The 22,656-nt window shown below is 70.1% G+C and carries 20 protein-coding genes; 13 read left to right on the top strand and 7 right to left on the bottom strand.

Going from position 1 to position 22,656, the window contains the following annotated elements:
• The first annotated feature begins 80 nt into the window (after nucleotides 1-80).
• Together ilvA and G6N45_RS19505 are read left to right on the top strand one after the other, a co-directional pair.
• Nucleotides 81-1,370 (top strand): threonine ammonia-lyase IlvA, encoded by a 1,290-nt coding sequence (gene ilvA, locus G6N45_RS19510; protein WP_163723786.1) that lies wholly within the window; start codon nucleotides 81-83, stop codon nucleotides 1,368-1,370.
• Nucleotides 1,370-1,804, top strand: coding sequence for a DUF5946 family protein (locus G6N45_RS19505; protein WP_163723784.1), 435 nt, complete (start codon nucleotides 1,370-1,372; stop codon nucleotides 1,802-1,804). The genes ilvA and G6N45_RS19505 overlap by 1 nt, the downstream gene beginning before the upstream one ends.
• Here the strand turns inward: G6N45_RS19505 and treZ are convergent.
• The 4 genes from treZ to G6N45_RS19485 are packed head-to-tail and all read right to left on the bottom strand — an operon-like array spanning nucleotide 1,771 to nucleotide 10,103.
• Nucleotides 1,771-3,504: a malto-oligosyltrehalose trehalohydrolase gene (gene treZ / locus G6N45_RS19500; RefSeq protein ID WP_163723782.1), complete on the bottom strand. Its 1,734-nt coding sequence runs from the start codon at nucleotides 3,502-3,504 to the stop codon at nucleotides 1,771-1,773. The two genes, G6N45_RS19505 and treZ, sit on opposite strands and share 34 nt — an antisense overlap.
• Entirely contained in the window at nucleotides 3,497-5,797 is a 2,301-nt protein-coding gene (treY, locus tag G6N45_RS19495; protein WP_163723780.1) for a malto-oligosyltrehalose synthase, read from the bottom strand. Before treY ends, treZ begins: the two co-directional genes overlap by 8 nt.
• Nucleotides 5,797-7,923, bottom strand: a complete 2,127-nt coding sequence (glgX, locus tag G6N45_RS19490; RefSeq protein WP_163723779.1) for a glycogen debranching protein GlgX — start codon at nucleotides 7,921-7,923, stop codon at nucleotides 5,797-5,799. Before glgX ends, treY begins: the two co-directional genes overlap by 1 nt.
• Nucleotides 7,920-10,103: an acetyltransferase SucT gene (locus tag G6N45_RS19485; protein WP_163723777.1), complete on the bottom strand. Its 2,184-nt coding sequence runs from the start codon at nucleotides 10,101-10,103 to the stop codon at nucleotides 7,920-7,922. Before G6N45_RS19485 ends, glgX begins: the two co-directional genes overlap by 4 nt.
• 23 nt (nucleotides 10,104-10,126) lie before the next feature.
• Here G6N45_RS19485 and G6N45_RS19480 point away from each other — a divergent pair, with 23 nt between their 5' ends.
• From G6N45_RS19480 to G6N45_RS19460, 5 genes are read left to right on the top strand one after another with little or no spacing between them, the layout of a single operon-like run.
• Complete coding sequence (locus tag G6N45_RS19480; protein WP_163723775.1) at nucleotides 10,127-11,428, top strand: adenosylmethionine--8-amino-7-oxononanoate transaminase; 1,302 nt, start codon at nucleotides 10,127-10,129, stop codon at nucleotides 11,426-11,428.
• 36 nt (nucleotides 11,429-11,464) lie between these two features.
• The gene (locus G6N45_RS19475; protein ID WP_163723773.1) at nucleotides 11,465-12,607 is read left to right on the top strand and encodes an 8-amino-7-oxononanoate synthase; all 1,143 of its coding nucleotides are present in this window, start codon (nucleotides 11,465-11,467) and stop codon (nucleotides 12,605-12,607) included.
• On the top strand, nucleotides 12,604-13,281 hold the full coding sequence (gene bioD / locus G6N45_RS19470) for a dethiobiotin synthase (RefSeq protein ID WP_163723771.1): 678 nt from the start codon (nucleotides 12,604-12,606) through the stop codon (nucleotides 13,279-13,281). Before G6N45_RS19475 ends, bioD begins: the two co-directional genes overlap by 4 nt.
• Nucleotides 13,281-13,805: a 2'-5' RNA ligase family protein gene (locus G6N45_RS19465; protein ID WP_163723768.1), complete on the top strand. Its 525-nt coding sequence runs from the start codon at nucleotides 13,281-13,283 to the stop codon at nucleotides 13,803-13,805. The genes bioD and G6N45_RS19465 overlap by 1 nt, the downstream gene beginning before the upstream one ends.
• Before the next feature lie 21 nt (nucleotides 13,806-13,826).
• On the top strand, nucleotides 13,827-14,603 hold the full coding sequence (locus G6N45_RS19460) for a hypothetical protein (protein ID WP_163723766.1): 777 nt from the start codon (nucleotides 13,827-13,829) through the stop codon (nucleotides 14,601-14,603).
• Here the strand turns inward: G6N45_RS19460 and G6N45_RS19455 are convergent.
• Nucleotides 14,600-15,178 (bottom strand): TetR family transcriptional regulator, encoded by a 579-nt coding sequence (locus G6N45_RS19455; RefSeq protein WP_163723763.1) that lies wholly within the window; start codon nucleotides 15,176-15,178, stop codon nucleotides 14,600-14,602. The two genes, G6N45_RS19460 and G6N45_RS19455, sit on opposite strands and share 4 nt — an antisense overlap.
• Nucleotides 15,179-15,254: 76 nt before the next feature.
• Here G6N45_RS19455 and bioB point away from each other — a divergent pair, with 76 nt between their 5' ends.
• Genes bioB through G6N45_RS19440 form a run of 3 tightly spaced genes read left to right on the top strand, consistent with a single transcriptional unit; the run spans nucleotide 15,255 to nucleotide 17,109 of the window.
• Nucleotides 15,255-16,250 (top strand): biotin synthase BioB, encoded by a 996-nt coding sequence (gene bioB, locus G6N45_RS19450; RefSeq protein WP_163723762.1) that lies wholly within the window; start codon nucleotides 15,255-15,257, stop codon nucleotides 16,248-16,250.
• On the top strand, nucleotides 16,250-16,477 hold the full coding sequence (gene bsaP, locus G6N45_RS19445; protein ID WP_163728745.1) for a biotin synthase auxiliary protein BsaP: 228 nt from the start codon (nucleotides 16,250-16,252) through the stop codon (nucleotides 16,475-16,477). Before bioB ends, bsaP begins: the two co-directional genes overlap by 1 nt.
• Nucleotides 16,474-17,109 (top strand): DUF2567 domain-containing protein, encoded by a 636-nt coding sequence (locus G6N45_RS19440; RefSeq protein WP_246228730.1) that lies wholly within the window; start codon nucleotides 16,474-16,476, stop codon nucleotides 17,107-17,109. The genes bsaP and G6N45_RS19440 overlap by 4 nt, the downstream gene beginning before the upstream one ends.
• Here the strand turns inward: G6N45_RS19440 and G6N45_RS19435 are convergent.
• A complete protein-coding gene (locus G6N45_RS19435) occupies nucleotides 17,045-18,397 on the bottom strand; it encodes a lipase family protein (RefSeq protein ID WP_163723758.1) in 1,353 nt (450 codons plus the stop codon). The two genes, G6N45_RS19440 and G6N45_RS19435, sit on opposite strands and share 65 nt — an antisense overlap.
• A gap of 42 nt (nucleotides 18,398-18,439) precedes the next feature.
• Nucleotides 18,440-19,144: an NUDIX hydrolase gene (locus G6N45_RS19430; protein ID WP_163723756.1), complete on the bottom strand. Its 705-nt coding sequence runs from the start codon at nucleotides 19,142-19,144 to the stop codon at nucleotides 18,440-18,442.
• 46 nt (nucleotides 19,145-19,190) lie between these two features.
• Here G6N45_RS19430 and nadA point away from each other — a divergent pair, with 46 nt between their 5' ends.
• From nadA to nadC, 3 genes are read left to right on the top strand one after another with little or no spacing between them, the layout of a single operon-like run.
• Nucleotides 19,191-20,234 carry a quinolinate synthase NadA gene (gene nadA, locus G6N45_RS19425; protein WP_163723754.1) on the top strand — a complete coding sequence of 348 codons (1,044 nt, stop codon included), beginning with the start codon at nucleotides 19,191-19,193 and terminating at the stop codon, nucleotides 20,232-20,234.
• Entirely contained in the window at nucleotides 20,231-21,793 is a 1,563-nt protein-coding gene (locus G6N45_RS19420; RefSeq protein WP_163723753.1) for an L-aspartate oxidase, read from the top strand. The genes nadA and G6N45_RS19420 overlap by 4 nt, the downstream gene beginning before the upstream one ends.
• Nucleotides 21,790-22,656 carry a carboxylating nicotinate-nucleotide diphosphorylase gene (gene nadC, locus G6N45_RS19415; RefSeq protein WP_163723751.1) on the top strand — a complete coding sequence of 289 codons (867 nt, stop codon included), beginning with the start codon at nucleotides 21,790-21,792 and terminating at the stop codon, nucleotides 22,654-22,656. The genes G6N45_RS19420 and nadC overlap by 4 nt, the downstream gene beginning before the upstream one ends.

Below are 22,656 nucleotides of genomic sequence, written 5' to 3'. Positions count from 1 at the left end.
GATAGCCCGCAAAGGAGTTTTCGGCTAGCCGAAACCCACGCGTTTCCGCTGGGGCGGGGTGCAGTGGCACCATGGTCGGCGTGTCCACCGAGCTGAGTCAGAGCCCCAGAATCGATCCCGCTGCGCCGCTGCGCGCCGCGGACATCGACGAGGCCGCTCGGCGAATTTCGGGCGTGGTGTCCCAGACCCCGCTGCAGTTCAGCGACCGACTCTCGGTTCTCACCGGCGCGCAGGTCTACCTCAAGCGCGAAGATCTTCAGGCCGTGCGCTCGTACAAGCTGCGCGGCGCCTACAACCTGCTCATGCAGTTGACGCCGGAGGAGAAGGCCGCAGGCGTGGTGTGCTCGTCGGCGGGCAATCACGCGCAGGGCTTCGCGCTGGCATGCCGGTCGATGGGCGTGCACGGCCGGGTCTACGTGCCGGCCAAGACGCCGAAGCAGAAGCGCAACCGGATCCGCTACCACGGCGGGGACTTCATCGAGCTCATCGTCGGCGGCAAGACCTACGACATGGCCGCAGAGGCCGCGCGCGAGGATGTCGCGCGCACCGCAGCCACGCTGGTGCCCCCGTATGACGACCTGCGCACGATGGCCGGCCAGGGCACCATCGCCGTCGAGATCCTCGAACAGCTCGGCGCGGAACCGGACCTGGTGGTCGTGCCGGTCGGCGGCGGCGGCTGCATCAGTGGTGTGACCACCTACCTCGCCGAGCGCACGACCACCACGTCGGTGCTCGGCGTGGAGCCCGCGGGCGCGGCGGCCCTGGTGGCCGCGCTGGCGAAGGGGGAGCCCGTCACGCTGACCGAGGTCGACCAGTTCGTCGACGGCGCCGCGGTCGCCCGGGTCGGCACGTTGCCGTTCGCCGCGCTGTCGGCCGCGGGGGACATGGTGTCGATCACCACCGTCGACGAGGGCGCGGTCTGCACCGCGATGCTCGACCTGTACCAGAACGAGGGCATCATCGCCGAGCCGGCAGGCGCGCTGTCGGTGGCGGCGCTGCTCGACGCCGACATCAAGCCCGGATCCACCGTCGTGTGCCTGATCTCGGGCGGCAACAACGATGTGTCCCGGTACGGCGAGGTGCTCGAGCGGTCGCTGGTGCACCTCGGCCTCAAGCACTACTTTCTGGTGGACTTCCCACAGGAGCCCGGCGCGCTGCGCCGGTTCCTCGACGAGGTGCTGGGCCCCAACGACGACATCACGCTGTTCGAATACGTCAAGCGCAACAACCGCGAGACCGGCGAGGCGCTCGTCGGCATCGAGATGGGCTCGGCCTCCGACCTCGACGGCCTGCTCGCCCGGATGCAGACCTCGGAGTGTCACGTCGAGCTGCTCGAGCCGGGGTCGCCGACCTACCGCTACCTGACCTGATGGGCCTCTGCAGGCACTGCGGCGTCGGCGACTGCGAGGCGAAGTTCCACGAGTGCCTGGATCGGGATTTCTCCGACCGGGGGTTCGGCGCGGTGCACCACCTCACCGTCGGTGCGTACATGCTCCAGCACAACCGGTACGCCGACGGCCACGAGCGGGGGGTGGTCGAATTCGTCCTGCGCCACCTCGATCGAACCCCGGACGAGCGGATCAAGCGCGAGATTCGTCGCAGGGTCGACGGCACGCAGCGGGTCGCCCGGCGAGACCGGGACGCCCCGCCCCGGCGCCCACGGTCAGGCTGGTCGTCGTCGATCGCCGACGTCGATCTCACGACGGCCGACGCGTATCGCACATCCGTGCGCGCATGGGCCGAAGCGGTGGCCCGAGATCTGAGCCGTGATCAGTCGCCGGCCCTCAGGACCGCGACGGAATAGCCACCCAGTCGGGTGACGTCGCCGGACGCCTCCTGCTCGCCCCAGGACAGCACCGACTCGCCGGTCACCGGCACGTCGACGCCCTTCTCGCCGAGGTTGCACGCGATCGCGAAGGCGCCCCGGCGCATCACGAACCAGCGGGCGTCCTCGTCGTAGTCGATCCGCAGGTGGTCCAGCCACGGGTCGGCCAGGTCCGGCTCGGACCGGCGCAGCGCGATCAGGCCCTGGTAGAAGGCGCGCATTCGGCCGTGGTCGCCGTCGTCGACCTCGTCCCAATTCAGTTTGGACCGCTCGAAGGTCGCGGGGTCCTGCGGATCGGGGATCTCGTCGGCGTCCCAGCCGTGGTCGGCGAACTCCCGCTTGCGGCCCTCGGCGGTCGCGCGGGCCAGATCCGGCTCGGGATGACTGCTGAAGAACTGGAACGGCGACGACGACGCCCACTCCTCGCCCATGAAAAGCATTGCGGTGTAGGGCGATCCGAGCGCCAGTGCGGCCTTGATCGCCAGCTGTCCGGTGGTCAGGTTCTGTGACGGCCGGTCTCCGATGGCGCGGTTGCCGACCTGGTCGTGGGTCGTCGTGTAGGCGAGCAGCCGGGTCGCCGGGATGGTCGCGGTGTCCAGCGGCCGGCCATGACGGCGCTGACGGAACGACGAGAACGTGCCCGCATGGAAATAGCCGTGCCGCAGCGTCTGCGCCAGCGCCTCCAGCGTGCCGAAGTCGCCGTAGTAGCCCTGACGTTCCCCGGACACCGCGGTGTGGATCGCATGGTGGATGTCGTCGTCCCACTGCGCGGTCATCCCGAGCCCACCCTGATCACGCGGGGTGATCAGGCGCGGATCGTTAAGGTCGCTCTCCGCGACCAGCGACAGAGGACGGCCGAGTTGGCCTGCCAGCGAGTCGGTTTCGGCCGACATCTCCTCGAGAATATGGATCGCCGTGGTGTCGACGAGCGCGTGGACGGCGTCCAGGCGCAGACCGTCGGCGTGGAAGTCGCGCATCCAGCGCAGCGCGCAGTCCAGGATGTAGCGCCGCACCTGATCGGCTCCGGCGTCGGCGATGTTGATCGACTCACCCCACGGGTTCGAGCCCGAGGACAAGTACGGGCCGAACTCGGGCAGGTAGTTGCCCGACGGGCCCAGATGGTTGAAGACGGCGTCGATCAGCACCCCGAGGCCGAGGCGATGGCACGCGTCGATCAACCGGATCAGCCCGTCGGGGCCGCCGTAGGGTTCGTGCACCGCGTACCAGAGCACGCCGTCATAACCCCACCCGTGAGTGCCGCCGAATGCGTTGACCGGCATCACCTCGACGAAGTCGACACCGAGATCGACCAGGTAGTCCAGCTTGTCGATGGCCGCGTCGAACGTGCCTGCGGGCGTGAAGGTGCCGATGTGCAGTTCGTAGATCACCGCACCCTCGATCGAGCGGCCCGCCCAGCCGGCATCCGACCATGCATCGGCCGCCGGCTGCCACAGTTGCGAGCGTTCGTGCACGCCGTCGGGCTGGCGCGGAGAGCGGGGATCGGGCAGCACTTTGGGGTTGTCGTCGAGCACGAACCCGTAGCGCGCATCCGGGGCGGCGTCCACGACGGCGCGCCACCAGCCGTCCTCGGCGCGGTCCATCGGATGCAGTGTGCCCTCGACGTCCAGGCGGACCACGCCGGGTTTCGGCGCCCAGACCGCGAACTCGTGCTCAGGCATCGGCACGCACCAGCAGCGCCACCGGAAGGTCACCGAACAGCTCCGCAGCCGCCACCGTGCCGGTGTGCGCGCGGCCGGACAGCCGGTCGGTCCACGCCCCTGGCGGAAGCGTCACAGTGGTTTCCCCCCAATCGGTTTCGGTCAGCCGCACCGTCCACCGGCGCGCCGCAACGAGGACGTCGTCGCCGCGGCCGAACGCCAGCACGTGCTGGGCGTGCGCCCCGTCGGCGGGCACCGGACGGTAGCCGCCGGCCAGGAACGACTCGGGTCGCTCCCGGCGCAACCGCAGCGCCTCCCGCACGACGCGCAGCTTCGGGTGGGTCAGTTCGGCCAGCGCACTCCGCCGCGCCGAGTAATCCACCGCCCGCCGGTTGTCCGGGTCCACCAGGCTGTCCTCCCAGAGCTCGGTGCCCTGGTAGACGTCCGGCACACCCGGCCCGGTGAGCGCGATCAGCTTCTGGCCCAGCGCGTCGGCCCGGGCGTGCTCGTCGAGGCGCGCCACCAGCTCGGTCAGCCCGGCAGCCACCGGCCCGTCGAGCACGGCGTCGAGCCAGCTGTGCACCGCGGACTCGAAATCGCTGTCCGGGTCGTTCCACGTGGTGTGCAGCGCGGCCTCGCGGATCGCCTTTTCGGTGTACGCGTGCAGCCGCTCGCGCAGTTCGTCTGTCACCGCGCCGTCGGTTGGCCAGACGCCGAAGATGTTCTGCAACAGGAAGAGCCCGGTGAGCGGATCCGGGGAGGGGGTGGTGCGTTCCCAGCCCTGCACCATCTCGGTCCACAGCGAGGGCACCTGGGACAGCACGCCGATCCTGGCGCGGACGTCCTCGCCGCGTTTGGTGTCGTGCGTCGACAGGGTCGTCATCGCCGTCGGCCACAGCGCCGCGCGCGCCTGCGCCCGGGCGTGGAACTCCGCGGCGCTTACCCCGAAGTACTCGGGCTCACCGCCCACCTCGTTGAGCGAGACCAGCCGGGCATCGCGGTAGAACAGGCAGTCCTCCATCGACTTCGCCGTAGCCGCCCCGCACAGCTGCTGTAGCCGCACGCCGACCTCGGTGCTCCCGGCTAGGGCGGCGGCGAGGATCACCAGCGGCTCGTCCAGGTCCGGCCGGTCCCTGGTCGTCTCGAAGACGGCTTCGGGCAGCACGAGCGGAAGCGACAGGTAATCGGAGCGGTACACAGGGATGTGGCTGAGCAACTCGGCGATCGCCTCGCCGAGCAGCTCATGATCGCGGCCGGTGGCTACGGTGACCGCGCGGCGCAGCCGGGCCAGCTCGCTGGCGAGCGTGACGGTGACCGCCTGCACCTTGAGTCGGCGGGCCTCGGCGGCCATGCCGGAGTAGTCCACCCCTGCGGAGGAGATGAGCGCGGTCAATGACTCCTCACCGGTGGGGTCGACGAACACGCCGCCGGCCTCGCGTAGTGCGTCGTAGCCGGTGGTGCCCGCCACCGGGAGGCTCGGGTCCAGTGGTTCCGGGACGGCGAGGATCTTCTCGATGACGATCCAGGCCTGCGATCCTGCCAATTCCCGCAACCAGTTGAGATAGCCGGTGGGGTCGGACAATCCGTCCGGATGGTCGATCCGGATGCCGTCGACGAGCCCTTCGTCGAACCAGCGTCTGACCTCGACGTGGGTGGCGTCGAACACCGCCCGATCCTCCTGGCGCAGCCCGGCCAGCGAGGTGATCGAGAAGAAGCGGCGATATCCGCACACCCCGTTGCGCCAGCCGATCAGCTTGTAGTGCTGGCGGTCGTGCACCTGTGACCCGGAGGCCCCGTCGTCGGCGGTGCCGGGACTGATCGGATACACCAGGTCGCCGAGGCGCAGCGTGTCCCCGTCGACGACCAGATCGGCCACGTCGTCGTCGGAGCCCAGCACGGGCAGGACAATCCGCCCGTCGGGGTCCAGCGTCCAGTCGATGTCGAAGTACGAGGCGTACTCCGAATCCCGGCCGTGGGTGAGCAGATCCCACCACCACGCGTTCTGCCGGGGCACGTCGACGCCGACGTGGTTGGGCACGATATCCACGATCACGCCCAGGCCGGCCGCCTTGGCTGTCGCAACCAGGCTCGAAAACCCTTCGGGGCCACCGAGTTCGGCGGAGATCGTGGTCGGGTCGGTGACATCGTAGCCGTGCGTGGAGCCCTCGGCGGCGGTCAGGATGGGAGACAGGTACAGGTGCGACACCCCGAGTTCGGCGAGGTAGTCGACGAGCTTCTCGGCGTCGGCGAACGTGAAGGCCTCACCGCTGGCGGCGCCGCGCATCTGCAGGCGGTAGGTCGACAGAACGGTCATCAGGCGGTCTTACGCAGAACGAGCAGGGACCGGGGCGCCAGCGTGATCTTCTCGCCGGCCGCCACCGTCACATCGGTGGCGCCGGTCGGATCGGCGGTGTCCAGGTCGGCCACCCACTCCTTCGCGTAACCCCCTTGCGGTGCAACGAAATCCTGATCCACATCGTGGGCGTTGAAGCACAGCAGGAAGGAGTCGTCGATGACACGTTCACCCCGTTCGTTCGGCGCCAGAATCGCGTCGCCGTTGAGAAAGACGGCCACGCACTGGCCCAGCCCGGTCTCCCAGTCCGCCAGGTCCATCTCCTTGCCCGACGGGGTCAGCCACGAGATGTCGCGGACCTGATGGCCCGTGCGGATCGGTTTGCCCTCGAAGAAGCGCCTGCGCCGGAAGACCGGATGGTTCTTGCGGAACTTGATGACCTTGCGGGTGAACTCGAGCAGGTCGGCGTTCGTCTCGCACAGCGACCAGTCCATCCAGGACAGCTCGGAATCCTGGCAGTAGACGTTGTTGTTGCCGCGCTGGGTGCGGCCGATCTCGTCGCCGTGCGCGATCATCGGCGTGCCCTGGGAGAGCATCAGCGTGCCGATGATGTTGCGCATCTGCTTGCCGCGCAACGCGAGGACGGCCGGATCGTCGGTGGGGCCTTCCACGCCGCAGTTCCAGGACCGGTTGTGGCTCTCGCCGTCCCGATTGTCCTCGCCGTTGGCCTCGTTGTGTTTCTCGTTGTAGGACACCAGGTCGGCCAGCGTGAAGCCGTCGTGGCACGTGACGAAGTTGATGCTGGCGCTCGGCCGTCGGCCGGTCGCTTCGTAGAGATCGGACGATCCCGTCAACCGGGACGCGAACTCACCTAGGGTTGCGGGCTCTCCCCGCCAGTAATCACGCACAGTGTCGCGATACTTCCCATTCCATTCGGTCCACAAACCTGGGAAATTGCCGACTTGATAACCGCCTTCACCGACGTCCCACGGCTCGGCGATCAGCTTGACCTGACTGACGACGGGATCCTGCTGCACCAGGTCGAAGAACGCCGACAGCCGGTCCACGTCGTAGAACTCGCGGGCCAGCGTGGCCGCCAGATCGAAACGGAAACCGTCGACGTGCATCTCCAGCACCCAGTACCGCAGCGAATCCATGATCAACTGCAGGGTGTGCGGGTGGCGCGCGTTGAGGCTGTTGCCCGTCCCGGTGAAGTCCTTGTAGTACCGCGGGTCGCCGTCGAGCAGCCGGTAGTAGGCGGCGTTGTCGATCCCACGGAAGTTGATCGTCGGTCCGAGGTGGTTGCCCTCGGCGGTGTGGTTGTAGACGACGTCGAGGATCACCTCGATGCCCGCCTCGTGGAACGCGCGCACCATGGTCTTGAACTCGGCGACCGCGCCGCCGGCATACCGGGTGGAGGCGTACTGGTAGTGCGGGGCGAAGAAGCCGAAGGTGTTGTAGCCCCAGTAGTTTCGCAGCCCGAGATCGAGCAGCCGGTGGTCGTGCAGGAACTGGTGTACCGGCATCAGTTCGATCGCGGTCACATTGAGCGCCTTGAGGTGGTCGATGATCGCGGGGTGCCCGAGACCGGCGTAGGTGCCGCGCAGCTCCTCGGGGATCCCCGGGTGGGACTGCGTCATCCCTTTGACGTGCGCCTCGTAGATGACCGTCTCGTGGTAGGGGGTGCGCGGCGCGCGGTCGGACGCCCACTGGAAGAACGGGTTGATCACGACGCTGGTCATGGTGTGGCCCAGCGAGTCGATGCGAGGCGGTACACCGCCGCCGGCCAGATCCTCGGCCTCCAGGTCGTAGGAGTAGAGCGCCTGCGAGAACTCGAAGTCCCCGTGGAAGGCCTTACCGTACGGGTCGAGCAGCAACTTGCTCGGATCGCAGCGGTGCCCCGAGGCCGGGTCCCAGGGGCCGTGCACCCGGAACCCGTAGCGCTGGCCAGGGGTCACGGTCGGCAGGTAGGCGTGCCACACGTAGCTGTCGACCTCGTCGAGGTTCACCCGCTCTTCGCGGCCGTCCTTGCCGATCAGGCACAGCTCGACCCGCTCGGCGACCTCGGAGAACAACGAGAAGTTGGTGCCGGAGCCGTCGTAGGCGGCGCCCAGCGGATACGGCGAGCCCGGCCAGACCGTCGTCATCGGACCGGCCACCAACCGGTGGCGGCGCCCAGTTGACGGCCCAGTTCACCGGTCATGGTCCGCATGTAGGTCGACGAGATGTGGTGAGCATCGTGATAGATCAACACGTTCCCCTCCACGGCTCGGCAGTAGTCCGGACGACACACCGCGTCGCTCATGTCGAGCGGCTTGAGCAGCGGGAACTGGGCGACGTAGTCCAGCGTCGGGTTGCGATCCGACAGTACTTCGGATCGGGGGATTCCGCACGAGATGGCGTCACCTCCGTCGGCGAGGCAGTCCGACGGGAAGAACGGCTCGCCGTCACGCACCATCCACGGCGTGTCGCGCATGGCCAGTATCGGAATTCTGTTGTCCGACAGTTCTTTCCAGATTCCCAGATAGCTCGAAGGCATCACGTCGCCGGGTTTGATGTTCCACGGCCTGGTAGAGGTCGTGAACACGAATTCGGGCTTGTCGGTGACGAGCTTGCCCATCACCCGCCGGTTCCACTGGTGGCACTTGGGATAGGGGTCGTTGTTGCCCATCACCAGCGGGACTTCCTCGGTGGTCAGCGGACAGCCCATCTTGAGATAGGTGACGACCTTGAAGTGGTGCATCCGTCCGAGCAGGTCCAGTGCGGTGATCCAGTGCTCGGCGTGCGAGCCGCCGGCCAGCGCGATCGTGCGGGTGGCCGCCATGTCACCGTAGGTGCAGTTGATGACGCCGATGTTGTCGAAGTCGCTGATGCACCCGTCGACGGTGGACTTCGGGATGTCGTTCTTGGCCTCGAGCGCCGTCGGGCGCATCGGCAGCTTGGGGACCCTGGCGTGGTTCAGCAGTGCCCGTGCGCCGGGATAGTCGCGTGCCGAGAGCCCGGCCAGCTCTTTCCCGTTGGCCCGCAACACGGTGACGTGTTCGCGCCACGTGAACGAGGTGGCCGTCAGCGCGACGCCGAGCAGGGCCACCGTGGACCCCAGCACGATCGTCGGCCGACGCAGCCGGGTGCGCAGCGGCACCGATCGCGCTCTCGCCGCGGGCCGGGTCGCAGGGCGGCGGCCGGCGCGCAGCGGCTCCTCGACGTAGCGGGTGGTCAACCAGGCCAGCAGGCCGGACACCAGCAGGACCGCTGCGCCCTCGACGGCGTTGACCGCGGAGCGGCCGGTGTAGGCCAGATAGAAGATCAGCAGCGGCCAGTGCCACAGGTACAGCGAGTACGCCATCGCCCCGAGCGACACGAACGGCGCGGTGGCCAGCACTCGGTTCGGCGCGGGGATGCGGCCGCCGGTGTGCGGGTCGGCGTGCCGGTTGGCCGCCGAGAGGATGAACAGCACCGTGGCGCCCACCGGCACCAGCGCCCATGGTCCGGGGAACTCCCGGACGCCGTCGATGAGCGCCCCGCAGGACAGGATCGCACCGAGCCCGACGAGCGCGGCGAGTGTGCGCAGCCACATCGGGCACCGCAGCGACGGGACGACCGCCCCGACGAGGGCGCCCAGCAGCAGCTCCCAGGCGCGCGCGAAGCTGTTGTAGTAGGCGGTCGACTGGTCGGTGTTGTGCGCGATGATCGCGTAGACGAACGACGCGATGGTCAGCGCGGTCAACAGCACCACGAACGCGGTGCGCATGTGTCTGCCGAAGAGCCGCCGGAACAGCAGCGCCGACAGCAGGATCAGCGCCAGGAACGCGATGTAGAACTGTCCCTGGACCGACATCGACCAGATGTGCTGCAGCGGGCTGACGGACTCCCCGGCGCGCAGGTAGTTCGACGCGGTGGTGGCCAGTTCCCAGTTCTGGTAGTACCCGAGGCTGGCCAGGCTCTGGTCGGCGAAGGTCTCCCAACGGGTTTCGGGCTGGATCAGGATCGTCAGCACAGCGGACACGGCCAGCACGACGACCAGCGCGGGCAGCAGCCGCCGGATCAGTCGGGTGATCTCGGGCACCGGTCGGGGGAACGCGCCGGGGGTGAGCACCCCGCGCAGCAGCCGGCCCCCGAAGAAGAAACCGGACAGCACCAGGAACACGTCGACGCCGCCCGAGACGCGCCCGAACCACACGTGGAACACCGCGACGAGAGCGATCGCGATGCCCCGCAGCCCGTCGAGATCGTGGCGGTAGAACCCGGCGGTCCGCGTCCCCAGGGAGGTAACCGGTGGTAGCCCCGACGCTGTCGTGGCCGGCCGGGCGGGAGCGAGGGTCATCATGATCGACGGCTAATCTACCGAAGGTGCCTGCGTTGACGCCTATCGAGATCAGCGCCATCGACGCCGCTCACATCTGGCATCCGTACAGCCCGATGGGGGCCGACGCGATGGCCCCGGTGGTTGCTCTGGGCGCCCGCGGCGCCTGGCTGACCCTGTCGCACGAGGGCCGCACCGTCGAGGTCCTCGACGCGATGGCGTCGTGGTGGACCGCCGTGCACGGCCACGGCCATCCCGCGCTGGACGCGGCGATCACCCGCCAGCTCGCGACCATGAACCACGTCATGTTCGGCGGACTGACCCACGAGCCCGCGGCGCGCCTGGCGCAGCTGCTGGTCGAGCTGACCCCGCCGGGGCTGGAGACGGTGTTCTTCAGCGACTCCGGATCGGTGTCGGTGGAGGTCGCGATCAAGATGGCGCTGCAGTACTGGCGCAGCAGCGGCCATGCAGGCAAGCGCCGGCTGATGACCTGGCGCGGCGGCTATCACGGCGACACGTTCACCCCGATGAGCGTGTGCGACCCGCATGGCGGCATGCACGCGCTGTGGACCGGGGAGCATTCACTGCTCGCCGACCAGGTCTTCGCGCCCGCGGTGCCGTCGTCCTACGACCCCGACTACAGCGAGGCGTTCGAAGAGCAGCTGGCCCGGCACGCCGACGAACTCGCTGCGGTGATCGTTGAACCCGTCGTGCAGGGTGCCGGCGGCATGCGGTTCCACGACCCGCGGTATCTGACCGACCTGCGACGGATCTGCGACGAGCACGACGTGCTGCTGATCTTCGACGAGATCGCCACCGGGTTCGGGCGCACCGGTGCGCTGTTCGCCGCCTACCACGCCGGGGTGAGTCCCGACATCATGTGCGTGGGCAAGGCGCTGACCGGCGGCTACCTCACGCTGGCCGCGACGCTGTGCACACGGCGCATCGCCGAGTCCATCAGCGCCCATCCGCCCGGCGCGCTGATGCACGGACCGACGTTCATGGCCAACGCGCTGGCCTGCGCGGTCGGCGTCGCGTCGGTGGAGCTTCTGCTCGCCGGCGACTGGCGCGCGCGGGTCCAGGAGATCGAGCACGGGCTGCGCGCCGGTCTCGAGCCGGCGGCGGAGCTGAGCAACGTCGTCGATGTGCGGGTCCTCGGCGCGGTCGGCGTCCTCGAACTCGACCGCGACGTCGACCTGCGCGTCGCGACGCCCGCCGCGATCGAGCACGGAGTGTGGCTGCGGCCGTTCCGCAATCTGGTCTATGTGATGCCGCCCTACATCTGCACGGCCGAGGAGATCGGGCAGATCACCTCGGCGATGACCGAGGTCGCGCGTGCACTAACCTGAACGGTGTTCAATTCCCCGTTCGAGTGAGGAGTGCCGGTGACGCGCATCGGTCTGTCGCCGCTGGCGTGGCTCGACGACGTCGAGGTCCAGCGGCGCGCTGCCGGGCTGCGACGGTCGCTGCGCACCCGCGCGCCCGTCGGGGCGGAGCTCGACCTCGCCTCCAACGACTATCTCGGCCTCGCGCAGCACCCGCGGGTGCTCGACGGCGGCGTGGCGGCCCTGCGCACCTGGGGCGCCGGATCGACGGGCTCGCGCTTGGTCACGGGCAACACCGAACTGCACGAGGTCTTCGAGCAGGAGCTGGCCGCGTTCGTCGGGACTGCGTCGGCGCTGGTGTTCTCCTCGGGCTACACCGCCAACCTCGGCGCGGTCGTCGCGCTGTCGGGTCCCGGATCGCTGCTGGTCTCCGATGCGCTGACCCACGCCTCGCTGGTCGACGCCTGCCGGTTGTCACGGGGCCGTGTCGTGGTGACGCCCCACGCCGACGTCGCCGCCGTGGAGGCCGCGCTGGCCGCGCGCGCCGAGGAGCGCGCCGTAGTGGTCACCGACTCGGTGTTCTCCGCCGACGGGACGCTCGCGCCGCTGCGAGCCCTGCACGATGCCTGTCGGCGGCACGGTGCCTTGCTGATCGTCGACGAGGCCCACGGCCTGGGTGTGCGCGGCACCGGGGGCAGGGGCCTGCTGCACGAGGTCGGGCTGGCCGGCGCACCCGACGTGGTGATGACGACGACGCTGTCCAAGGCGCTGGGCAGCCAGGGCGGCGTCGTGCTCGGCCCCGCGGCGGTGCGCGACCATCTCATCGATGCGGCACGGCCGTTCATCTTCGACACCGGCCTTGCGCCGGCTGCCGTCGGCGCCGCCCGCGCCGCACTGCAGGTGCTGATCGACGAGCCGTGGCGCGCCCAGCGGGTGCTCGACCACGCCGCGACGCTGGCCGCGCTCTGTGGGGTCGCCGAGGTGCCGTCGTCGGCGGTGGTGTCGGTGATCCTGGGCGAGCCGGAGGTCGCGCTGGCGGCCGCGGCGGCATGCGCACAGCGCGGCGTGCGGGTCGGGTGTTTCCGTCCGCCGACCGTGCCCGCCGGCACCTCCCGGCTGCGGCTGACGGCCAGGGCGTCACTGTCCGACGAGGAGATGGCACTCGCGCGTGACGTGCTGACCGACGTGCTGGCAGCGCGATGAGCGTGCTCGTCGTCACCGGCACGGGGACGGGCGTCGGCAAGACCGTCGCCACCGCGGCGCTCGCGTGCCACGCCCGGCTCGCCGGGCGCGACGTCGCGGTGTGCAAGCCCGTGCAGACCGGAATCGTCGACGGCGACGACGACCTCGTGGAGATCGGCCGGCTCGCCGGCGTCGACGCGCTGTATCCGGGCTGGCGCTATCCCGAGCCGCTCGCTCCGCTGGCCGCCGCGCAGCGGGCGGGTGCCGCGCTGCCGACCCGGGCGGAACTGATCGAGCTGGTGCGTCGCGCCGACGCACCCGGGCGCCTGACGCTGGTCGAGGGGGCCGGCGGGCTGCTCGTCGAGCTGGGGGAGGACGGCGTGACGCTGCGCGACCTCGCCGCCGACCTCGCCGCGCCGGTGCTGATCGTGGTGGCGGCCGGGCTGGGCACGCTCAACCACACCGCGTTGACGCTGGAAGCCCTTGCTGCACAAGAAGTTTCGTGCGCCGGCCTGGTGATCGGGGCGTGGCCGGCCCAGCCCGGCGCGGCTGAGATCGACAACCGGGACGCGCTGGCGCGGCTGGCACCGGTGCGTGCGGCGCTGCCCGCGGGGCTGGGCACGCTCGGCGCCGCGGACTTCGGTCAGATCAGCGCGACGGCGTTCGACCCGGACTGGCTGGCTGGCCTGCGCTAGTGGTGCACTCCGTGGAGGTGCTGTTCGACGCCGCCACCGAGATCGCGGTGCGCGGCCTCTGGGACGCGCTGGCCGCCGCCGGTGTGCCGAGCCAGGCGGGCCACACCGCACCGAGCAACCGGCCGCACGTGACGCTGACCGTCGCCGAGCACATCGGCGAGGCGGTCGACACGGCACTGCTCCCGGTGCTCGAGCACCTGCCGCTGCCGTGTGTGATCGGCGCGCCGATGCTCTTCGGGGGGAGTCGCACCGTCACGCTCGTGCGGCTGGTGGTGCCCTCGTCGCGGCTGCTGGCACTGCATGAGGACGTGCACCGGGCCTGCGTCCCGCACATGCCGAAAGGGCCGCTGCCACATACTGATCCGGGCCACTGGACACCGCACGTCACCCTGGCGCGGCGTCTCGCCCCCGATCGGCTGCCGGCCGCGATGGCGGTACCGGACCTGGGCCGTGATCTGGAGGGCCGGATCACCGGGCTTCGGCACTGGGACGGTAACGCCAAAGAGGAACACTGGATCAGCTGAACTCCGGTAACTTCCTGGTCGGTGGCCAAGCGATCCGACGAGGAGCCCGGCCGGATCTCCGACTGGAGCCCCGGCCGCGTGCACTGGTGGACCACCACCTCGATCGCGATCATCGGGGCGATCGTCGGCGGCACCTCGCTCATCTTGAACTTCTTCTATCAGCCGAGCCCGCCGCCGACCACGATCTCCTCGGGCCACTCCGAGTTCATGAAGCTGAGCTATTCCGACCGGATCGACCGTTGCGTGCCCTACATCTCCGGGAACCTTCCGGCGTGGCAGGACCGCTGGCGCACGGCCCTGGACAGCAGCGCCGGCGCGCACCAGAAGCCGCCCGTGCCGTTCGCCGCACTCGGTGACGCGGACGCCAAGGGTCAGGCGATCGTGAACACCTATCTGGCGGTGGTGAACTACGCCGAGAAGCTCGCGCCCACCGACGAGGGCGAGAACCTGCTGTCCTGCATCTACGCTCCGGTGCTGAAAATGGATCCGGCGCAGCGCTATCCCGATGTCGAGGCACTGGTCGGCAGCGGCAACGAGACGCCCAAGGCCGACAACGTCGTCGTCGCCGAGAGCCCGACCTACACCCAGGGCGAGTTCGCCGGCGTCACCGCCGAGGGGCGTCCGAGCAAGATCGTCGAGGTGGTCATCCGCCCCGGTCCGAGCGAGGCGCGCCGCCAGCTGGGGTTCGCGTTGGTGTCGGGCCACGAGCAGGGGGTCCAGATGTGGGCCCTCAACGCCTCGGTGGACCGGGGCGATCCGCAGTGGATGGCCGACATCCCGCAGTACCGCGGCTTCTAGACGCGCTGCGCCCGTCGGGCCAGAATTCCCTCGATCAGCAACTGCACCCCGAAGTCGAAGCGGGCACCGGGATCATCGGTCAGCAGGGAGGGTCCCTCGGACAGCTCCGCGCCCGCGGCATCCCACTGCCGGCGCGACTGCTCGTCGACGGTGAACCCGAGCACGTAGTACACGACGGTGCGCGCGGTCAGCTCCGCATTGGCCGTCGCGACGCCGGCGTCGACCGCCGCGTCAACGAGGCGGCCGAGCACGTCGGCCATCACGGCGGACTGTCCGGCCGCGAAGCTCGCCGAGACCAGCTCGGCGCCGTCGGTGTGCGACAGCAGTGCGTCGCGCAGCTGTGCGCAGATGCCGGCGACGCGGGTCCGCCAGTCGCCGGCGGGCGCGCCCACCGGCTGCAGGACCCGGTCGGCCACCGCGCCGAGTAGTTGCTGCTTGTTGGCGAAGTGCCAGTACAGCGCGCCCGGCGACACCTCGAGCTCGCGCGCCAGCCGTCGCATCGACAGGTCGGCGATCCCGTAATCGTCGAGCAGGGAGGTCGCCGCCTCGACCACGTCGCGTTTGTGGAGCTGCACGCCCGTACCCTAACCTGAACACCGTTCAATTGTCGGCTCGGCCGACGTGTTCCGGTGAGGCAAGAGGAGACGATCGATGAGCGACATTCTGGCGGTGGCACGCGAACAGGTGCTCGAGCGGGGTGTCGGCCTCGACCAGAACCAGACCCTGCAGGTGCTGCAGCTGCCCGACGATCGCCTCGACGATCTGCTGGCGCTGGCCCACGAGGTGCGGATGGCGTGGTGCGGCCCGGATGTCGAGGTCGAGGGCATCATCAGCCTGAAGACCGGCGGCTGCCCCGAGGACTGCCATTTCTGTTCGCAGTCAGGGCTTTTCGCTTCGCCGGTGCGCAGCGCCTGGCTGGACGTGCCGAGTCTGGTGGAGGCCGCCAAGCAGACCGCCAAGACGGGCGCCACCGAGTTCTGCATCGTGGCCGCGGTGCGCGGTCCCGACGAGCGTCTGCTGGCCCAGGTCGCCGCGGGCATCGAGGCGATCCGCAACGAGGTCGACATCCAGATCGCGTGCTCGTTGGGCATGCTCACCCAGGAGCAGGTCGAAAAGCTCTCCGCGATGGGCGTGCACCGCTACAACCACAACCTGGAGACCGCGCGGTCGTTCTTCACCAACGTGGTGACCACCCACTCCTGGGAGGAGCGGTGGGAGACGCTGCAGATGGTGCGCGACGCCGGCATGGAGGTGTGCTGCGGCGGCATCCTCGGCATGGGTGAGACGTTGGAGCAGCGCGCCGAGTTCGCCGCGAACCTCGCCGAACTGGACCCGCACGAGGTGCCGCTGAACTTCCTCAACCCGCGCCCGGGCACCCCGTTCGGTGATCTCGAGGTGCTGCCGGCCGCCGAGGCGCTCAAGGCCGTCGCCGCGTTCCGGCTGGCGCTGCCCCGCACGATGCTGCGGTTCGCAGGCGGCCGCGAGATCACGCTCGGCGACCTGGGCGCCAAGAAGGGCATCCTCGGCGGTATCAACGCGGTCATCGTCGGCAACTACCTGACGACGCTGGGCAGGCCCGCCGAGGCGGATCTCGAACTGCTGGAGGACCTGCAGATGCCGATCAAGGCCCTCAACGCCAGCCTGTGATGGTGCGTGATCTGCCCGCGCCGGTGGGCGCGGGCGTCTACAACGTGTACACCGGCGAGCCGGCGGGCAGCTCCGTGCCGACAGCCGCTGCGCTGGGGCTGGAACCGCCGCGGTTCTGTGCCGAGTGCGGACGGCGGATGATCGTGCAGGTGCGTCCCGACGGATGGTGGGCCAAGTGCTCGAGGCACGGCCAGGTGGATTCGAAGGATCTGGAGCTGTACCGATGACCCGGTCGAGGACCCACGCGGTGCTGTGGGTGGTCGTCGGCCTGGCGGGCGCAGGCGCACTCTGCGGCGCGGTGTGGGCCTGGCTCGCCCCGCCGATCCACGGCGTGGTGGCGCTGACCCGCAGCAACGAGCGGGTCAAGGCGTATCTCGGCAACGAGGCGGACCACTTCTTCACCGCGGCCGCCCTGCTCGTCGGTCTGCTCTCGGTACTCGCCGTCGTGGCCGCGGTCGCGGTGTGGCAGTGGCGCCGCCACCGCGGACCGGTGATGATGGCCGCGCTGTGCCTGGGGTCGGTGACCGCGTCGGCGGTGGCGACAGGCGTCGGGGCGGCGCTGGTGCGGTGGCGCTACGGCCACATCGACGTGGCGACCGTTCCGGTCTCCGAGCAGAACCGGGTGCACTACGTGACGGAGGCGCCTGCGGTGTTCTTCGGCCACACCCCGCTGCAGGTGGCGCTCACGCTGCTGTTCCCCGCGGCGGTCGCGGCCATCGTCTACGTGCTGGGGGCGGTGTCCACTCCGCGCGACGATCTCGGCGCCTGGCCGCCGGTCGAGCCGGCCGCGCCGGCTACCGGTCGAACCGCGACAGAGGTTGACGCTCCACCCGTCGCCCCGTCATCACCTTCACCGTGATCTTGCCGAGGGTGAGCATCCCCCGGTAGGTCGACGGGTTCAGCAGGGTCGGCCATTTGGTGCGCTTGACGTGGGTGCGCAGGGGCGCGCCGGCGAACCGCTCGCGCAGCCAGCGCAGCGTCATCGGCGCCGACATGGGGTGCAGCAGCAGGTGCTCGCTGAGCAGGTCGCGGTGGTAGGTGACGCGCGTGCCGCCCCGGGCGTAGGTGTGGGTGAGTTCGTCGATGTCGTCGACCGAGATGATCCGGTCGTGCACGGCCTGCACGATCAGCAGCGGAATCGTCGGCGCGGCGGTGCCGAGCTTGATGCTCGCGAAGACGTTCTGCACCTCCGGGGTCAGCAGGATCTCCTCGAGCGGGCGGTCGATCATGTTGGCCATGTCGCGGCCGGCCATCGACACCATCGCGTGCGCGGTGGTCATCTTCTGGATCCGGTCGAGCATCGCCTTGCCCTCGTCGGTGGCGTGGGTCTTGATGATCTCGTCGAGTTCGGGGTAGATGTGGCACAGCGCGGCGACCACCAGGGCGGGCAGCCCGGCGTAGATGCTGCCGTTGAGCCGGCGGAACGTGTGCCCGAGGTCGCCGACCGGCGAGCCGAGGACCGCTCCCACGACGTTCAGCTCGGGAGCGTAGGTGTCCTGCACCTCAGCGGCCCAGGCCGAGGCCAGTCCGCCGCCCGAGTAGCCCCACAGCCCGATGGGCGACTCCGAGGTCAGGCCGAACGACTGGTGGTTGATGGCCGCCCGGATCCCGTCGAGGATGTGATAGCCCGGCTCGTAGGGGGCGCCCCACATGCCGGCCGAGCCCTCGTGGTCGGGCACCGAGACCGCCCACCCCTCCGCCAGCGCCGCCGCGACCAGCAGGAACTCGAATTGCGCGACGGCGCCGATGGCCTTGGCGCCCCGGCGCAGGGCGTACGACGGGAAGCAGCGGCTCGCGACGGCGTCGATCGCGCACTGGTAGGACATGATCGGCAGCGGTCGTTCGGGATCGCGCTCGGTGGGGATCACCACGGTCGTGACGCCGGCCTGCGGATCTCCCTTGAAATCGGTGGTGCGGTAGAGCAGCTGGGTGGCGGTGAATTTCTGCGGGACGAAACCGAGAAACGCCAGTTCGACGTCCCGTGAGCGCAGCACCGTCCCGGGGCGGGCGTGCTCGAATCCGTCCGGCGGCTGGTAGAAGGGATCCTTGGCGGGGAGGACGGGGCGGTGCCTGGGGCGCAGCGGCTCGTGGTGGGGTTGGCCGATCCATTCGGCGCCGGTCGCCCGTGCCACATTGCCCAAGTCCATCCAGGCATTGTTACTTAAGAATGCGTTAAGAAGCCAGCCGACTCACCCGGGCGGGCGCAATGCAGCGAATTCGTCGGTCACCCGGTAGCGCGCGTCGGCGAAGCGGTACAGGGCGGCCGGGCGGCCGCCGCTGCGGCCGGACCGTGCGGTGGTGCCCGTCCTGGTGATGACGTGGCGACGCTCGAGCACCCGCTGCAGGTTGGTCGCGTCGACCGGGTGACCGAGCGCTGCGCTGTAGATGTCCCGCAGCGTCGAAAGGGCGAATTCGCCTGGCGCCAGAGCGAATCCGATGTTGGTGTAGGACAGCTTGGCCACCAGCCGGTTGTGCGCGTGGTCGACCATCGGACCGTGGTCGAACGCCGTCGGCGGCAGGTCGCTGACCGGGTGCCACCGCGTGTCCGACGGCAGCTCTGGGGTCGCGGGGGAGGGCACCAGGCCCAGGAAGGTGGATGCGATCGTGCGGTCGCCGGGCACCCGGTCGGGGTCGGAGAACACGGCCAGTTGCTCGAGGTGGGCGAGTTCTCGCAGGTCGACCTTCTCGGCCAGCTGGCGCCGCACCGAATCCGTCATCGTCTCGTCATCGCCAAGGCGGCCGCCCGGCAGTGACCACCTGCCGCGCTGCGGATCGAGGGCACGCTGCCATAACAGCACGTGAAGCACCGGTTTCCCGTCGGTGGCCGGTCCCTGCTGCGGCCGAACCTGGAACACCGCGGCAAGGACCTCGTGGTGGGTGCTACGATATGGCATGTTTTCGATTGTAAGTCGAAAACCTGGATGAGTGAAGGAGACGGCGATGACCGTACTCACGGGATCCTTCGACGCCGCGCTGACCGACAAGATCGTCGACGGTCCCGAGGGCTTCTCCGGCGTCGAGGGCGACGCCGCCTGGGCGGCGGAGGTCCGCCGGCTCCTCGACCTGCGTGGCGCGACGCTGCTGGCGCACAACTACCAGCTGCCGGCGATCCAGGACGTCGCCGACCACGTCGGTGACTCGCTCGCGCTGTCGCGGATCGCCGCCGAGGCGCCCGAGGACACCATCGTGTTCGCGGGCGTTCACTTCATGGCCGAGACCGCCAAGATCCTCTCGCCGGACAAGACCGTGCTGATTCCCGATCAGCGGGCCGGCTGCTCGCTGGCCGACTCGATCACCGCCGACGAACTGCGCGCCTGGAAGGCCGACCACCCCGGGGCCGTCGTGGTGTCGTACGTCAACACCACCGCCGCGGTGAAGGCCGAGACGGACATCTGCTGCACGTCGTCGAATGCCGTCGAGGTGGTGGCGTCCATCCCGGCCGACCGCGACGTGCTGTTCTGCCCGGATCAGTTCCTGGGCGCACACGTGCGCCGGATGACCGGCCGCACGAATCTGCACGTCTGGGCCGGTGAGTGCCACGTGCACGCCGGCATCAACGGCGAGGAGCTCGCCGCGCAGGCCCGCAGCCACCCCGACGCCGAGCTGTTCGTCCACCCCGAATGCGGGTGTGCCACCTCTGCGCTGTATCTGGCCGGCGAGGGCGCCTTCCCGTCGGACCGGGTCAAGATCCTGTCCACGGGCGGGATGCTCGACGCCGCGAAAGCCTCGCGCGCCACGCAGGTGCTGGTCGCCACCGAGGTCGGCATGCTGCACCAGTTGCGCCGTGCCGCACCGGGTATCGATTTCCAGGCCGTCAACGACCGGGCGTCCTGCAAGTACATGAAGATGATCACGCCTGCCGCCCTGCTGCGCTGCCTGGTCGAGGGCGCCGACGAGGTGGACGTCGACCGCGATGTCGCGGCCGCCGCCCGCCGGAGCGTGACGCGGATGATCGAGATCGGGCAGCCCGGCGGCGGGGAATGACCGCCGTCACCGGCTGCGGCGGCGCCGGCGTCTGGCGCCGACGTGCCGATGTCGTCGTGATCGGCACCGGGGTGGCCGGGCTGGCCGCCGCGCTGGCCGCACATCGCCGGGGTCGCACGGTGGTGCTGCTGAGCAAGGCGGGCGAGACCGCCACGTTCTACGCCCAGGGCGGGATCGCCGTCGTCCTCCCCGGCGTGCACGCCGACGGTGACTCCATCGACGCCCATGTGGCCGACACACTCGCGGCAGGCGCCGGCCTGTGCGACCCCGAAGCGGTACGGTCCATCGTCGCCGACGGCTCCCGGGCCGTCGCCGAATTGGTCGGTGCCGGAGCGCATTTCGACGAGTCTGCCCCCGGTCAATGGGCGCTGACCCGGGAGGGCGGGCACTCCCGGCGACGCATCATCCACTCCGGTGGCGACGCGACCGGCGCGGAGGTGCAGCGCGCCCTCGACCACGCGGCCGCCCACCTTGACATCCGCCGCAACCACGTTGCGCTCGACCTGCTGATCGATGACGGCGCGGTGGCCGGTGTCTCGGTGCTCAGCGAGGACGGTCTGGGCGCCGTGTACGCACCGTCGGTGATCCTGGCGACCGGCGGGGCGGGGCACCTGTACCAGGCCACCACGAACCCCGAGGGGTCCACGGGCGACGGGGTGGCGCTGGCGATGTGGGCAGGGGTGGCGGTCGCCGACGTCGAGTTCGTCCAGTTCCACCCGACCATGCTCTACACCGGCCCGGCCGGCGGGCGGCGACCGCTGGTCACCGAGGCCCTGCGCGGCGAGGGTGCGAGATTGGTTGACGCACAGGGCGCCTCGGTGACCGCCGGCGTGCACCCGATGGGTGACCTGGCGCCGCGGGACGTCGTCGCCGCCGCCATCGAGGCGCGGCTGGCCGAGTCCGGCGACGCCTGCGTCTATCTCGACGCGCGGCGCGTGGCCGATGTGGCGCGCCGCTTCCCGACCGTGACGGCCGCCTGCCGGGCGGCCGGAATCGACCCGGCGGCGCAGCCGATCCCGGTGGTCCCCGGTGCGCACTACAGCTGCGGAGGCGTGGTCACCGACGTCCATGGCCGCACCGCGATCGCCGGACTCTTCGCCGCCGGCGAGGTGGCCCGCACCGGGATGCACGGCGCGAACCGGTTGGCCTCCAACAGCCTGCTCGAGGGTCTGGTGGTGGGCGGGCGCGCGGGTGTCGCGGCAACCGAACACGCCGCCGACGCCGGCCCGGCCCGGGTGATCGCGCCGGTGCCCCCGAGACGGCCCGTGCTCGCACGCCCCGTGCTGCAACAGGCCATGAGCCGACACGCCTCCGTCGTCCGCGACGACGACGGGCTGGGCCTGCTGATCGATGAGCTCGAGTCGGCCGCCCCACGAATCATCAACTCGCGCAGCACCTTCGAAGATGCAGCCCTTACCACGGTGGCCGGCGCCGTCGCCGCCGCCGCGCGGGCCCGCACCGAGACCCGCGGCAGCCACCACCGGCGCGACTTCCCCGACACCGACCCGGCGCAGGCCGCCAGCATCGTCTGCGGCCCGGTGGCAGCGGGCTGCCGATGAGGACCTCGACGCTGTCGGCCGACGAGATCGCCGACGCCCGTACGCTCATCGGCCGCGCATTGGACGAGGACCTGCGGTACGGGCCCGACGTCACCACACTGGCCACCGTGGCGGCCGACGCCACCACGACGGCGTCGGTGGTGGCCCGCGAACCGGGGGTGATCGCGGGCGGTGAGCTCGCGCTGGTCGTGTTCGACGAGGTGCTCGGCGCCGATGGCTACCGGGTGACGCACCAGGTGCCCGACGGCACCCGGCTCGAGGCAGGCGGTGCGGCGCTGACCGTGGAGGGTCCGACGCGTGGCCTGCTGACCGCCGAGCGCACCATGCTGAACCTGCTCTGCCATCTGTCGGGCATCGCCACCGCGACGGCCGCCTGGGTCGATGCGGTGTCGGGGACGTCCGCCCAGATCAGGGACACCCGCAAGACGCTTCCCGGCCTGCGCTCGCTGCAGAAGTACGCCGTGCGGGTCGGCGGCGGCGTCAACCACCGGCTGGGGCTCGGCGACGCGGCGCTGATCAAGGACAACCACGTCGCCGCCGCAGGCTCGGTGGTGGCCGCGCTGCGTCAGGTGCGCGCCGCCGCGCCGGATCTGCCGTGCGAGGTCGAGGTGGACTCGCTCGAACAGCTCGACGAGGTGCTGGCCGAAGGGGTCGAACTGGTGCTGCTGGACAACTTTCCGGTGTGGCAGACGCAGATCGCGGTGCAGCGGCGCGCCGCCCGATCACCCGAGACGAAGCTGGAGTCCTCGGGCGGACTGTCGCTGGAGACCGCCGCGGAATACGCGGGCACCGGCGTGGACTACCTCGCCGTCGGAGCGCTCACCCATTCGGTGCGGGTGCTCGACCTCGGGCTGGATCTCTAG

The sequence above is a fragment of the Mycolicibacterium psychrotolerans genome (assembly GCF_010729305.1).
Lineage (GTDB): Bacteria > Actinomycetota > Actinomycetes > Mycobacteriales > Mycobacteriaceae > Mycobacterium > Mycobacterium psychrotolerans.
The sequence above is the reverse complement of the archived record's forward strand: the minus strand, read 5'-3'. Positions and strand labels throughout refer to the sequence as shown.

Coding starts and splice junctions, on each gene's coding strand:
- G6N45_RS19440 (WP_246228730.1), top strand. CDS start 16,474: ATGACCCGGTCGAGGACCCACGCGGTGCTGTGGGTGGTCGTCGGCCTG.
- G6N45_RS19420 (WP_163723753.1), top strand. CDS start 20,231: ATGACCGCCGTCACCGGCTGCGGCGGCGCCGGCGTCTGGCGCCGACGT.
- G6N45_RS19505 (WP_163723784.1), top strand. CDS start 1,370: ATGGGCCTCTGCAGGCACTGCGGCGTCGGCGACTGCGAGGCGAAGTTC.
- bsaP (WP_163728745.1), top strand. CDS start 16,250: ATGGTGCGTGATCTGCCCGCGCCGGTGGGCGCGGGCGTCTACAACGTG.
- bioB (WP_163723762.1), top strand. CDS start 15,255: ATGAGCGACATTCTGGCGGTGGCACGCGAACAGGTGCTCGAGCGGGGT.
- G6N45_RS19485 (WP_163723777.1), bottom strand. CDS start 10,103: ATGATGACCCTCGCTCCCGCCCGGCCGGCCACGACAGCGTCGGGGCTA.
- bioD (WP_163723771.1), top strand. CDS start 12,604: ATGAGCGTGCTCGTCGTCACCGGCACGGGGACGGGCGTCGGCAAGACC.
- treY (WP_163723780.1), bottom strand. CDS start 5,797: ATGACCGTTCTGTCGACCTACCGCCTGCAGATGCGCGGCGCCGCCAGC.
- glgX (WP_163723779.1), bottom strand. CDS start 7,923: ATGACGACGGTCTGGCCGGGCTCGCCGTATCCGCTGGGCGCCGCCTAC.
- nadC (WP_163723751.1), top strand. CDS start 21,790: ATGAGGACCTCGACGCTGTCGGCCGACGAGATCGCCGACGCCCGTACG.
- G6N45_RS19435 (WP_163723758.1), bottom strand. CDS start 18,397: ATGGACTTGGGCAATGTGGCACGGGCGACCGGCGCCGAATGGATCGGC.
- nadA (WP_163723754.1), top strand. CDS start 19,191: ATGACCGTACTCACGGGATCCTTCGACGCCGCGCTGACCGACAAGATC.
- treZ (WP_163723782.1), bottom strand. CDS start 3,504: ATGCCTGAGCACGAGTTCGCGGTCTGGGCGCCGAAACCCGGCGTGGTC.
- G6N45_RS19430 (WP_163723756.1), bottom strand. CDS start 19,144: ATGCCATATCGTAGCACCCACCACGAGGTCCTTGCCGCGGTGTTCCAG.